General features: G+C 54.9%; 12 protein-coding genes. 5 read left to right on the top strand and 7 right to left on the bottom strand.

The annotated features are described in order from the left end of the window. Positions 1-183 precede the first annotated feature (183 nt). Positions 184-828 (top strand): Uma2 family endonuclease, encoded by a 645-nt coding sequence (locus AC0QHF_RS18500; protein WP_324705715.1) that lies wholly within the window; start codon positions 184-186, stop codon positions 826-828. A gap of 144 nt (positions 829-972) precedes the next feature. On the opposite strand, the gene AC0QHF_RS18495 is transcribed toward AC0QHF_RS18500, so the two are convergent. The 5 genes from AC0QHF_RS18495 to AC0QHF_RS18475 form a co-directional block, all read right to left on the bottom strand. Beyond that, positions 973-1,563: a signal transduction histidine kinase (STHK), LytS gene (locus AC0QHF_RS18495; protein WP_324705714.1), complete on the bottom strand. Its 591-nt coding sequence runs from the start codon at positions 1,561-1,563 to the stop codon at positions 973-975. Between the two features lie 320 nt (positions 1,564-1,883). Beyond that, entirely contained in the window at positions 1,884-2,261 is a 378-nt protein-coding gene (locus AC0QHF_RS18490; RefSeq protein ID WP_324705713.1) for a YccF domain-containing protein, read from the bottom strand. An 89-nt stretch (positions 2,262-2,350) separates the two neighbouring features. Next, complete coding sequence (locus AC0QHF_RS18485; RefSeq protein ID WP_324705712.1) at positions 2,351-2,971, bottom strand: tetratricopeptide repeat protein; 621 nt, start codon at positions 2,969-2,971, stop codon at positions 2,351-2,353. A gap of 21 nt (positions 2,972-2,992) precedes the next feature. Beyond that, positions 2,993-4,075 (bottom strand): ATP-dependent 6-phosphofructokinase, encoded by a 1,083-nt coding sequence (locus tag AC0QHF_RS18480; protein WP_324705711.1) that lies wholly within the window; start codon positions 4,073-4,075, stop codon positions 2,993-2,995. Between the two features lie 242 nt (positions 4,076-4,317). Further along, complete coding sequence (locus tag AC0QHF_RS18475; RefSeq protein ID WP_324705710.1) at positions 4,318-5,607, bottom strand: FGGY-family carbohydrate kinase; 1,290 nt, start codon at positions 5,605-5,607, stop codon at positions 4,318-4,320. Between the two features lie 341 nt (positions 5,608-5,948). On the opposite strand from AC0QHF_RS18475, the gene AC0QHF_RS18470 reads away from it, so the two are divergent. After that, complete coding sequence (locus tag AC0QHF_RS18470; RefSeq protein WP_324705709.1) at positions 5,949-6,485, top strand: peptidoglycan-binding domain-containing protein; 537 nt, start codon at positions 5,949-5,951, stop codon at positions 6,483-6,485. Positions 6,486-6,726: 241 nt separating this feature from the next. On the opposite strand, the gene AC0QHF_RS18465 is transcribed toward AC0QHF_RS18470, so the two are convergent. After that, positions 6,727-8,400: a glycine/sarcosine N-methyltransferase gene (locus AC0QHF_RS18465; RefSeq protein ID WP_324705708.1), complete on the bottom strand. Its 1,674-nt coding sequence runs from the start codon at positions 8,398-8,400 to the stop codon at positions 6,727-6,729. Between the two features lie 575 nt (positions 8,401-8,975). Here AC0QHF_RS18465 and purD point away from each other — a divergent pair. From purD to AC0QHF_RS18450, 3 genes are all read left to right on the top strand, one after another. Then, on the top strand, positions 8,976-10,247 hold the full coding sequence (gene purD, locus AC0QHF_RS18460) for a phosphoribosylamine--glycine ligase (protein ID WP_324705707.1): 1,272 nt from the start codon (positions 8,976-8,978) through the stop codon (positions 10,245-10,247). Between the two features lie 139 nt (positions 10,248-10,386). After that, the gene (locus AC0QHF_RS18455) at positions 10,387-12,588 is read left to right on the top strand and encodes an ATP-binding protein (RefSeq protein WP_324705706.1); all 2,202 of its coding nucleotides are present in this window, start codon (positions 10,387-10,389) and stop codon (positions 12,586-12,588) included. A gap of 59 nt (positions 12,589-12,647) precedes the next feature. Further along, the gene (locus AC0QHF_RS18450) at positions 12,648-13,214 is read left to right on the top strand and encodes a GUN4 domain-containing protein (RefSeq protein ID WP_324705705.1); all 567 of its coding nucleotides are present in this window, start codon (positions 12,648-12,650) and stop codon (positions 13,212-13,214) included. A 68-nt stretch (positions 13,215-13,282) separates the two neighbouring features. Here AC0QHF_RS18450 and AC0QHF_RS18445 read toward each other — a convergent pair. Next, positions 13,283-13,476: hypothetical protein (locus AC0QHF_RS18445; protein ID WP_324705704.1), on the bottom strand; the 194-nt coding region annotated here is incomplete at its 5' end.

Raw genomic sequence — 13,476 nt, 5'->3', positions numbered from 1 at the left:
TTTAGATCCGATTAGATACAGAAAATCCCCCTAAATCCCCCTTCGATCCCCCCCCCGCCCCCATCCCCCCCAGCCCCCCTTTGTAAGGGGGGAGAAAGGGGGGAGAAAGGGGGGAGAAAGGGGGGAGCCAGAGGATGCTTCGCTTTGACTTTAACGGGGACTTTGAGTTCAGAGGAACGCCATATGCCGGTTACTTTAGAACAAATCATTCTCAATCCCGGTCAAAATATCCGGTTCAAAAACGTCAGTTGGCGACAATTTGAACTCCTCCTGGAAGAATTGGGAGAAAATCGCGCTTCCCGGATTTCCTACGGCGACGGATGGTTAGAAATTATGGTTCCCCTTCCCGAACATGAAAAAAACAAAGAAATTATCGGCGAATTAGTCAGAATTATTTTATATGACCTCAATATCGACTTTGAACCGATGGGATCGACGACACTCAAAAATGAGCGGATGATGCAAGCCGTGGAACCCGATGCCTGTTTCTACATTCAGAATTATCGGCAAGTTGTCGGCAAAGATAAACTCGATCTGGCGATCGATCCGCCCCCCGATTTGGCGATTGAAATTGACATTACCTCCCGCACTCAGTTGGATAACTACCAACGTCTCGGGGTTCCGGAGTTGTGGCGTTATTCCCGGCAAGGGTTGAGAATTTATATTTTGCAGGATGGCGAATATGTGGAATCAAAAAATAGTTTTATTTTTCCCGATCTTCCGGTCGTCGATTGGTGCGATCGCGCCGTCAAACAGTGTAAGATTGAAGGGTATAGTCGCACAATTCGGGATGTGAAAGTTTGGATTCGCGAGTTTTTGCAGAATTGAGATCAGATTCGGTTATTTTCCCGACAATTGCAGATCCCCCCCGACCCCCCTTAATCAGGGGGGAGGATCTCCCCCCCGACCCCCCTTAATCAGGGGGGAGGATCTCCCCCCCGACCCCCCTTAATCAGGGGGGAGTCAGGGTCATTAATGCAAGTGTGGGTGGCGGCTGGTGTCACCGTTGAGATCCGGTGCGTTGTAGATACCGAATTCGTCGATTCCACAGTCGCGCATGATCGATTCAGCCTGATCTAATTGATCTCCGGTGCCGCTGACCATGAGCAAATAATCGCCGGCTTTGACGTGATTTTCGTAAACTTTGGCTTTCTCTTCGGGGATTCCCATTCCCGTCAACGCTCCGACGATGCTGCCACCCACGGCGCCGATACCGGCGCCGGCTGCAGTCGTCCCCAAAGTCGCCAATTCTCCGGCGACCAATGCGGGTCCGATTCCCGGAATTGCCAACGTACCCAAACCGACGAGCAAACCCGCGATGCCACCCAAAACGGTGCCCGTCACCGCGCCAATTCCGGCACCTTCGGACGCTTCGTTTCCTTCTTTGTGGTCTCTGATTTCGTCGGCGCCTTTAACGTCGTCAATGTTTCGAGCAATTAAGGAAACTCGATTCATGTCATAGTTGGCATCTTTGAGTTTGCGGATTGCGTCTTCGATGCGACTCCGATCTTTGAAAGTACCGACGGCACGTTTGTAAATGCTAGTTTGTTTGGTCGTAACCATTGTTAACCTCAAGATATTATTGGATGTTATTTCTACGATGTCTTAATTTCATCGCTTTTACATCCCTCCGGGGTATCAGGTATTGGGGGGGGGTTATGTATAAAAAGGAATAAATATCGATTTTGCCCCGAATGTTATGGCAACAGCTAGGATGCTCCAGGGCAGTTATACAGACGTATTTTGATGGATATCGGCGGTTTTGCCGTTTCTGCATTTTAAAATAGCCGGACTTTGCGATCGCCGCCGTCGCCCGGTCGCAGATTGTAACATCGTCGGAGAAAATCTCCAATTTCCCCCGATTTCGATGTTTCCGACCCGATTTATTCGATGTCGCGAAATTCTCGTCCGAAGGGCAAGAGCGCGATCGGAATCAATTTAAAATGCTGCTTGGCGAAAGGAATCCCGATAATTGTAATAGCTAAAATTAAGCCGTGGACGAGGTGAGAAACGGCAATTTCCCAGCCGAATAATATCACCCAAATGACATTAAAAATCATGGTGAGCAGGTTAGAGGAATCCGGGGAAACGACGTTTTCCTTTCCGAAGGGAGTCATCGTCGCAAATCCCAATTTTATCGCTTGGATACCGAAGGGAATGCCGATAATCGTCAGACAGATGGTAAGACCGCCGATAATGTAACCCAAACCGGAGATAAATCCGCCAAAAATAAACCAGATAATATTTCCCAAGAAAGCCATGTTTTTGTCCTCAGTTATTTTAAGGGAGTCGGAAAGGTGGAATGGGAATTTCCCTACACCCCACACCCCACCGAGCACACCCCAATTCTTCAATTCCAGCCTCGGAGTTGGCAGTGGACGACGGCGAGATCCCACATATAATCATTGACTTGATATTGGGTTGCCGCCCGGGTGATGAAGTGGCGCGATCGCAGTTCGTCGCCAGTCGCTTCGTGGTACAATCCCACATAGAGATGGGCGTAAAACCGGCCTGATCGCCCCTCCCAAGCTCCCGAGTTAATCACTTCGTCCGGCTTACAATTCCCCTGAAAAAGGGTGTAAACCTGTCGCATCACCCGTCGGGGATCGCCGGAGACGGGAAGCAATGTCGATCGCGCTTCTTCCACCCCTCGCAGTCGGGCGATGCAGAGATATCGCCACAGGGTTTCTTCTAGGTCTCGGGAATTCACCGTCAGGTCAATTTCAAACTGATCGGCTCCGGCTTGAAATTCCCCGGCATAATAATAAGATAAACCGCGCTGCCACAGGTAAGGTTTGACCCGAGGATCGAGTGCTTCGGCGCGATCGAAATCCCGGATCGACTCGGGAATTTGGGCGAGTTTAAAATAAACCATTCCCCGGCGAATATACCCTTCGGGATCGCCGAGACGATCGCGGATCGATGCGTCCCAGTGGGCCAGTTGATTGTGTAGCAGCGTTTGGCGGTTCATCTGTTCGGAGGCAAAGCCGTTCTAGTCTCCCAAACAGATTCCCATACTGCGGGCGGTTTTGACCAGAATACCATTGGGATCGACGCCTTTATAGTGGGCGATCGCTTCCGCAATGGGGACGCTTTCCACCTGTCGGTTTCGCCACGTCACCATCCGGTCAAACTTGCCGTCGGCGATCAAATCCACCGCCGCCACCCCGAAGGCCGACCCGATCAGGCGTTCGATGGGGGAAGGGGTGCCGCCGCGCTGGATGTGGCCGAGCACCGTGACCCGAGTTTCCGCCCCACTAGCCGCGCAGATGCGATCGGCCAGATAATGTCCGATGCCACCGAACCGACTCTGGCCCAACATATTGGTCATCATCACCGGTTCCCCCTTTTCCGTGCGGACAGCTTCGGCCACGATGACGAGACAGTAATTTTTCCCCTGGCGGTGGCGTTCGTCGAGTTTGTCGCAGATGCTTTCCAGACTGTAGGGAATTTCGGGGATGAGGATGATGTCGGCGCCCCCGGCGATGCCGGCACTCAGGGCGATGTGTCCGGCATCCCGCCCCATCACTTCCAAAATCATCACCCGGCTGTGGCTGGCGGCGGTGAAGTGGAGGCGATCGAGGGCCTCCGTGGCGATGGTGACGGCGGTATCGAAGCCGATGGAAAGGTCGGTGCTGCCCACGTCATTATCGATGGTTTTGGGGACGCCCACCAAATTGAGTTTGCCCTGGACGGCGAGGCGGCGCAGGATTGCCAAACTGCCGTCCCCCCCGATGCCGATCAGGGCGTCTAACCCCAGGATATGGTATCCCTCGATAATTTCCTCCGAGCGATCGCGCACCGTGCCGTCCGGCATGGGAAAGGCGAAGGGGTCGCCCTTGTTGGTGGTTCCCAAAATCGTCCCCCCCGCCGTCAAGATGGGGTCTACTTTCTCGATATTCAGCGGCGTCGCTTCCGGGGGACGCAGCATCAAGCCGTGGGTGGCCTGCCGAATTCCCACCACTTCCCAGCCGTAGGTGGACTCTGCCCGATAAACGGCGGCCCGAATCACCGCATTTAATCCGGCACAGTCTCCGCCGCTGGTGAGAATCCCGATGCGCTTAGGTTTGACCATAATTAACGATTCGACTTTATGTTATGTTACCTTGACGCAGCCTCCAAGGCGGGCATGGAATCGGCCTTTAAAGGCTGTTTTTAGACGTTTCGCGATGGGCTTCACCGCAAAGAATTTGATTCGTAAACTTTAGATTAAGTCCTCTGAGCCATTCTCGGAACAATTTTTGTCCCACCTTAAGCTTTGGGGGGTGGGCAACAGGCAACAGGCAATCGGCAATCGGGGCGCAAGGCACGGCGTCCCTACAATTTAAAATTCCCCAGTTCTCCCATCGCCAGACGGGCGGTGCCGTAGGCGGCTTCGGTGTGGGGGGATAGGATGACGGGGACTCCCAGGTGGCGGGCGCGGATGGTCGTCCAGACGGGATTTTTTGCGCCGCCGCCGGCGGTGTAGACCCGCTGTGGGGGGGTGGCGCCGAGTTCCTGCAAAAGCTGATAGCCCCGGGCTTCGATGCGGGCGATGCCGCTCAGGAGGCCGTGGAGGAATTCGACGTCGCTTTCGGGGCGGGGGTCGAGTTTGGGGGGCAAATTGGGGTCGTTGACGGGGAAGCGATCGCCGGGTTCGAGTAGGGGATAATAGTCGAGGGGGGATTCAGTGTCGGGGTCGATCTGGTGGCTGAGGGTTTCCAGGTTGCGATCGCCGAAAAAGTGTCGCAGCACCGCCCCGCCGGTATTGGATGCCCCCCCTGTCAGCCACAGGTCCCCCAAACGGTGGCTGTAGATCCCGTACCGGGCATCATCCACCCGCGTCTGACTCAACAATTTCAAGACCAGGGTGGAACCGAGGGAGGTGACGGCTTCCCCAACAGATACGGCACCCGACGCCAAAAAGGCGGCGATGCTGTCCGTTGTCCCCGCCTTTACCGTGCAGTTGGGGGAAAATCCGAATTGTTCTCGGAGCGAGGGGCAAACCGTCCCGACGGGGGTTCCCGGCGCCACCACTTCGGGCAGTTGGGGGACGAATTTCGATGGTCGGCGAATCCCCTCCAGGAGCCATTTGGGATAGTGCAGGTTGACGACATCGTATCCCAATTTTAAACTGTTGTGGTAGTCACTCATACCTAACTTTTTGTGCAACAAATAGCCCAACCAATCGGCTTGGTGGAGGAAGTAGATGGGGGAAGAATGGGGGGGAGTAATTGTCTGTTGCCACCACAGCAATTTGGCGAGGCTGGAAGTGGTGCTCAGGACGGGATGTCGGGGGGGTGCGATCGCCTTCAATTGGTCGAGGATGCGGACGTCGCAACTGTGATTATAAGCCAAAGGAGGGGTGATGGGAGTCCCGGTGCGATCGCAGAGCAACACCGTCCCGGACGTGCCGTTGAGGGCGATGGAATGCAGTGGCGATCGCAGGGTGACGGGGATTTCGGCCAGCAGCTCGAACAGCGCTTTTCGCCACATTGACGGCCATTTTCCCGGGGGGAGGGAGCGATCGAATTGACGGGTTCCCCGAGCCACGACCCGACCTTCCCCATCCACTGCGGCGAAACGGGCGCCGGAGGTGCCAAAATCTATGCCCAAAGATAGATTCATAAAAAAATGTGTATGGATGATCCGAAGCCCATTCTATCAGTAGTATAATTGATTGTTTGTGTTTTAATTTTTTGGTTAAGTTTTACTAAAAATTCCGGAATTTCCATCAATCGGACTGGACGGATGACAATTTGACGGCTATAACGTAGAGGTCAGTGGCAAAATCTTGTTGGATTAGCCAGTGATAGCGTTCCATCAAGCAGTTCAAAGGGAATTTCATGGATACACTTGCTTATACTCACCTAGTGTCCGCGTATGAGTCTCCTCAGAAACCCAAACTCGACGAAAGTTTGGTTCTGTTCCGAGGTGTAAATTGGGGCAAAGTTTCTGGCAGTTGCTTAATGCCCGTCATAGCTGCCGCGATCGGTTTTTCCATCCTGGGTGCCACCGACGCCGCCCAAGCGGCCCTGTACTACGGCGATTCCGGCTACGATGTCAAACAAGTACAGAACGCCCTGGCTCACAAAGGCTTTTTCTACGCCAACTCCACCGGCTACTACGGCCCGATTACCAAGAAAGCGGTGAAAAACTTCCAGTACCATTACGGCTTGAAAGTCGATGGCATCGTCGGTCCGTCCACGGCTGCGGCCCTGGGACTGAGCTGCTATGATGGCTGCTACACGAGCCATAAAAAGCACCATTACGGCTACAAAAAAGCGAGCTACGGCAAGAGCCACGGCTACCTGTCCAAAGGTGACAGTGGCTACAAAGTCGTCAAATTGCAGGATAAGCTGGCCAAATACGGCTACTTCCACGCCCGCTCGACCGGTTACTACGGCAAAATCACCAAATACGCCGTCAAAGCCTTCCAGGCTGACTACGGCCTGAGAGTTGACGGCATCGCCGGCCCCCACACCCTGGCCGCTATGGGCTTGTAAACTGTTCCATTTAACCCAAATATAACAATTCAAAAAACCTACATTGCAATTGCGATGTAGGTTTTTTTGATCGAGCGGGGGGAGTCGGGAAAAATTGACAATTACAGCAATTTTCAAGTCAGTAAGGTACGCTGGCAAATTCAAAGTCCCCCTTGTTAAAGGGGATCATGGGGGATCGAACGGTATCGCAACAGATAGACAACTGCTATATCAATGATCAATTGTCCCGGGACCCCAATTTTTATCGCTTCCAAGGGGGGCAGGCGAACTTCAAGATTCCCCAACTCAAATAGCCCTTGCTTCCCGCTTCGATCCAGTGATTCAGGCCCACCTTCATGCGATCGATGTAATCCTGACCGCTGGCTTCCACAGCTTTATCGTAGTTGTCGTTGACACTCTTAAGGATGCGGCGGTAGTGGTTGACCAACTGTTCGGAGAGGTCAATAACTTCCACTTCCTTCAACCCCGACAACTCGGCGGCTTTGCGATAAAAGCCGACGGAACCGAGGGAGTTCAAATGAATCCGATCCAAAACGGGTTGGAGGACTCCCTCCGGACAGTCATCGCTCTGCATCGGGTCAGTAAAGATAAACTCCCCGCCCGGTTTGAGAACCCGCTGCACCTCTTTAAAGACCTGAATCCGGTTGCCGCTGTGCAGGATGGCATCCTGGGACCAGACCACGTCCGCGCTGTTATCTTCGAGGGGGATATCTTCAAAACTGCCGTCGAGCACTTCAATTAACGATGTCAACCCCTGTTCTTTGTTGAACTGGCGGTTGCGCTGATTTTGGGCTTCGCTGAGATTCAAGCAGGTGACGCGACAGCCGAAGTTTTTCGCCAGATAGCGGGCGGCGCCGCCGTACCCGGCGCCGATGTCGAGAACGTGGCGATTTTCGTTGAGGTTCAGGTGGGAGGCGATGCGTTGCACGGTGCGGCGGCTGGCGTCAAATACGGGTTCGTCTTCGCTCTCGTAGATGCCGACGTGGATATCTTCCCCGCCCCACATGGTGGCATAGAAGCGGTCGGCGCTGTTGCTGTTGTAATAGTCGCGGGCGGTGTTGACGGTAGGGGAATATGTTTCGGCCATGTGTTCTAGGGGGGGGCTGTTGTAACTCTTTTCGGCGACGTGGATGAAAAAGTCTTGCTCTTCGTGGTGGTAGGTTTCCTGAAAATCGCCGTAGGTTTTAATGCGCTGAAACCCGACTTCGTGCATCAGGGTGCGGGTGTAATCTTTCCGCAGGGGGAACATATTCAGGTGGTAGACGGAGCGGTCGGGGAATTCGTAGCGGAACCGGGCTAACCCCTCATCGACATATTCGGGTTCAGCTTTGATGTTGTCGCCGCAGTAGTAGTAGATGTGTTTGGAGGAAAATCCGACATCGAGGATGGCGTCGTAGTTGCGCTGATCTAGAATCAAGAGTCCGTCGTGGCGCAGGGCGGCGTAAAATTCCGCCAGAGCCTTGCGGCGATCGCGCTCCGAAAACAAATGGGTGAAGGAATTCCCCAGACAGATCACCGCGTCAAATTTGCCGTGGATGTCGCGGTTGAGCCAGCGCCAGTCCGCCTGGACGGTGCGTAAGATCAAGTCGTAGCGGCGGCCGTTTTCAAAAGCTTTTGCCAGCATTTCCGGGCTGCCGTCGGCGCTGACGACATCGAAGCCAGCTTTGAGGAGGCGGATGGAGTGAAACCCGGTTCCGGTGGCGACATCGAGCACTTTTTTGGCGCCGTGCTGTTTGAGGATGTCGATAAAAAAGTTACCTTCGCTTTTGGCGCGAGTTTCCCAACTGATCAACCGATCCCACTTGGAAACGAAACCTTGAATGTATTCAGCTTGGTAGTGGGAGGTGTCTCGAACGGCGAGGGGGTCGGTTCCATATTCCTGCCGTTCCTTGGCGATTTGTGCTTCAGTTTTCATTGCAATTCCTTGGAGTTTTTATTCGACATGACAGACTTCACCGTCATCCATCCCGTTTCTAAAGTTGGGTCAAGCCAGATCGTCGATACTTAAAAAGACAAACAAGCGGGGAAAGGAACGCTGTAGGTGGTTCCGTGCGATTGAAAATCCAGATTAATTATTTAGCTTGACGAGGGTCGATGGTACGGTGCGATGATTGGGGTCAGTTGACAGAACTCTCGGGAGTTTCTCGATCATTGAATCATACGGCGGTGACAAAAGCAAAATCAAACGGGCGTCGGAAATGGCGGGGGGCGGGCAGCCAAAAACGCCCGTATGCACCGCCCCATCGACATCTGGGGGGTTCAATATTCGGACTGTAAATTAAAATTAAAAAGATTTTAACCGAGCTTTAAAATTAAATATTTTAATCATTTAATTTAAGGGACATAATCGACGGATATAATGGGTGCGGGGCGAGAAAATCTCGAAACCCCTCCAAATCGGTGTGATCGGGGGTTCGACGGGCAGGTATCGTATTGGTAAGCCCCCGAGTCCGTCTCGGGGGAAGGCCACCAACGAGCGGAGAGAAAACTGTGAACGTCTTAGTTGTCGGAAATGGGGGTCGGGAACACGCCCTGGCTTGGAGTCTGAGTCGCTCGGAAGCGATCGAGCGGGTGATCTGCGCCCCGGGAAACGGCGGGACTGCCACTTTATCCAAATGCGAGAACCGGGCTGTCGGGGTCGAGGATTTCGCTGGAATTCGGCAAATTGCCAAGGATGAGGCGATCGCGCTGGTGGTCGTCGGGCCGGAAGTCCCCCTCGCCCTGGGGCTGGCCGACGACCTCAGAGCGCACGATATCAAGGTGTTCGGGCCGGGGCGGTCTGGGGCCCGACTAGAGGCCAGCAAAGGCTGGGCCAAGGAGCTGATGGCGGAAGCCCGGGTTCCGACGGCGCGGGGTGCGGTGTTCGAGGATCCCCAAGCGGCCAAAGATTACATCCAAAAGACCCCCGTGGTGCTGAAGGCCGACGGACTGGCGGCGGGCAAGGGAGTGATGGTGGCGTCCACGGGGGAAATGGCCCACGAGGCGATCGAGGCGATCGCCCGTGGGGACTTCGGTTCCGGCAACTGTCGCATCGTGGTGGAAGAGTTCCTGCTGGGGCAGGAGGCTTCCATCCTGGCCCTCACGGACGGCCAGACGATCCGACCGTTAATTCCGGCCCAGGATCACAAACCCATCGGGGAGTCCGACAGCGGCCAGAACACGGGTGGCATGGGCGCCTACGCCCCCACCCCCGTGGTCACCCCGGAACTGGCGGGGCGGATTCAAGGGGAAATTCTCGAACCCACCCTGGCAACTTTGCAAAAGCGGGGGATCGACTACCGGGGGGTGATTTACGCGGGACTGATGATCAGCCCCGAGGGCGATCCCAAGGTGTTGGAATTCAACTGCCGGTTCGGGGACCCAGAAACCCAACCGATCCTGTCGCTGCTGGAGACGCCGCTGGAGGAACTGTTGCTGGCTTGCTGTGATCGCCGTCTGGCCGAAATGCCGCCGATTCAATGGAAGCCGGGGGTATCCGTCTGCGTGGTGTTGGTGTCCGGGGGCTATCCGGGATCTTACGAAAAAGGGAAGGTCATCACCGGAATCGAGGCAGCGGAAGCGACGGGGGCGGTAGTCTTCCACGGCGGGACTCGCCGGGAAAACGGACAGTTGTTGACCGACGGGGGGCGGGTGTTGGGTGTCACCGCCGCGGGGGAAGATGTGAAAAGTGCGATCGTCAATGCCTACCGAGCCGTGGACTGCATCAACTTCGAGGGGATGTACTGTCGTCGAGATATCGGTTTCCGGATTCGGAGCTTATAAGATAGAGGGGGCGGCGATGTTTGACAAAACTTAACGTTCGTTGTGGGGAATCCTGCCGATCGATGGCGCGATCGTCTACCCTAGATCTCGACAGAGGGTCCCCACCCCTTTAAACTCTAGAACTTGAAGACATCGGGAGATGCTGGCAATCCTCAAAACAATCGGAGAAATCATTCGGAATTGGTGGTCTGAGTTCACCCTGCAAACTCGGCTGATGGCCGGGGCGACCTTGGTGGTGTCCCTTCTGATGAGCGGCCTGAGCTTTTGGGCAGTCAACACCATCCAGGAGGATGCCCGTCTCAACGATACCCGCTACGGCCGAGATTTGGGGTTGCTCCTGGCGGCCAACGTGGCGCCGATGATCGCCAAAAACGATCGCGACGAGGTAGCCCGCTTTTCCCGACAGTTCTACACCAGCACTTCGAGCGTCCGCTATATGCTCTACGCCGACCCGGACGGCGAGATCTTCCTAGGCTTACCCTTTTCGGACTCGGCGGTGCAGAATTCCCTGACCCTGCGGCGGCGGATGCAACTGCCCGACAATTTTATCTCGAGCGTGGAGGAACGAAATTCCTCCGTGCTGCCGATGGTGCGGCAGCACCTGACCCCGGGCGGGGAAGTGACCGACGTGTTCGTCCCCCTGCTGCACGACGGCAACTATTTGGGCATTTTGGCGATCGGCATCAACCCCAACCCCACGGTCGTCGTCTCCTCCAACCTGACCCGGGACGTCACTTTAGCCGTCTTCGTCTCCATCTGGGTGATGGTCATCCTGGGGGCGGTGTTCAACGCCCTCACCATCACCCAACCGATCAAAGAACTGCTGCTGGGGGTAAAAAATATCGCGGCCGGGAACTTCAAACAGCGGGTTGATCTGCCCTTCGGCGGGGAACTGGGGGAACTGATCCTGAGTTTCAACGAAATGGCCGAACGCCTGGAGAGCTATGACGAGCAGAACATCGAAGAACTGACGGCGGAGAAAGCCAAACTCGAAACCCTGGTTTCCACCATTGCCGACGGTGCCGTTCTAATCGACGCCCAACTGAATCTAATTTTGGTCAACCCGACGGCGCGGCGGCTGTTTGGCTGGGAAGGCAAAAACGTCATCGCCGAAAATGTTTTGGCTTACCTGCCCAACCCGGTGTTGCAGGAACTCTCCCAACCCTTGCAAAAAATTGCTTCGGGACACCTGGAGGGGGGAGAATTTCGCTGCTCCCTGACGGAACCCACCAACCGCACGCTCCGAATCCTCCTCACCACCGTCCTGCTGCACAAGGCGCCGGGTATGGATCCCCTGTGTGGCAGTTGCACCTACGACCACGACGACAGTTGCAATTCGCCGGAACGCCCCCATGTCAAAGAGTGTACGTTTTACAACCGGGACGAGACGGAGGCGGCGGGGGACAATTACCGGGACAGTCTGAAGGGCATCGCCATGACGATCCAGGATATCACCCGGGAGGTGGAACTGAACGAGGCGAAAAGTCAATTTATCAGCAACGTCTCCCACGAGTTGCGGACGCCGCTGTTCAATATCAAGTCGTTTATCGAAACCCTGCACGACTACGGGGACGATCTGACGGAGGAGGAACGGCAGGAGTTTCTGGAGACGGCCAACCACGAAACTGATCGCCTGACGCGGCTGGTGAACGATGTTTTGGATTTATCTCGTTTGGAGTCGTGTCGCATGTACCACATGGAACCGGTGGACATCGCCCACCCCATCGAGCAGACGTTGCGGACGTACCAACTGAATGCGCGGGACAAGGGGATCGAACTGAGCAAAGAGGTGGAACCGGATTTGCCGCCGGTGCGGGGCCACTTCGATTTATTGTTGCAGGTGCTGACGAATTTGGTGGGCAATTCCCTCAAGTTCACGGAGATGGGGGGGCGGGTGATCATCCGGGCTTATTTGTTGGATCGCGAAGAGACTCTCGAGCAAGGCGACACTATCGAGGCTGAAGAAATCGAGCGGGGGGGTTGGATCGTGTCGCCGCCGCCGCCGCGGCCCCTTGATCGCCACTTGATGCCGGTTCAGACGGCTTCGGGTCGGGCGGTGCGGGTGGAGGTTTCGGACACCGGCAGTGGTATCGCCGCCGAGGATCAGGAGGCGGTTTTTACGCGCTTTTTCCGGGTGGAAAATCGGGTGCACACTTTGGAAGGGACGGGGCTGGGTTTGTCGATCGTCCGCAATATCATCGAGAAGCACCATTCTCAGGTGAATTTGGTGAGCGAATTGGGGGTGGGGACGACGTTCTGGTTCGACTTGGCGGTTTATCAAGAGGAGGGGTTGGAGGAGGCGATCGAGGTGATGTCTCCGGCGTTGGAGTCCCTGTGGTGAATGTTGTGATTTCGTGCTAGGATGACCTTTTTATAACAATTATCGACAGGGTGATTTCGATGAATCGCAGAAGTTTTTGTCGTCACGCCTTGCTGGGTTCGGCCGGTCTTGTCGTCGCGGCGGGCGATCGCGCGTTTTCCGGGTCGAATGGCGGGTCAAACATCATCGCTCAAGGCGGTCTTCATGCCCGATTAAAAACCTTATTGAACGGGCGACAGTGGAAGGATGCAAACGATGAGACAATCCGGATCATGCTGGAGGCGATCGGCAAAAAAAGATCCACTTCATTGGATCAACAAAATTTACAAAATTTCCCCTGTGATACCCTCAAAATTATTGATGATTTGTGGACTCGATATAGTAACTGGCGATTCGGTTTCAGTCGGCAGAAGCAGATTTATCTCGATGTCGGAGGCAAACTCGATGGAAAATACCCCGGCGATCGAATATGGGACGATTTTGGTCGTAAAGTGGGGTGGTGGGACGGTTCGTGGCTATCCTACAACCAACTGACCTTCGACCTTTCTGCCCCGGCTGGACATCTCCCCCGCATCCGCCCCACCCAAAACGCACAATTCAGATATCGGGGGGCTCTCTACACTCTTTTGGCTCGCGAATGCTTGTAATTTTTTGCCGGCGATCGCGTTTTATCCAAAATTTATTCTATCGTTAATTCTCCGTTACACTTCGGGGGCTAGTTTTGGAAGTGCTTACCTTGTGTCAACCCTCCTCCCGCAACGGTGCGGGTTTTTCGTTGGGTTCGCAACAACTCATCGGAAATCGCGCCGATGCAATTCTTGATTTGAACCGGAAAGTAACCAATCCCCGCGAAGACAGCGACGGGGCTTTCTAGCCCTAACCTGTTACTCTGTCTCGCAGAGAGCAAGA

The sequence above is a fragment of the Lyngbya sp. CCY1209 genome (assembly GCF_055795065.1).
Note: the sequence above shows the minus strand (reverse complement) of the source record. Positions and strands in the feature narration are given on the sequence as shown.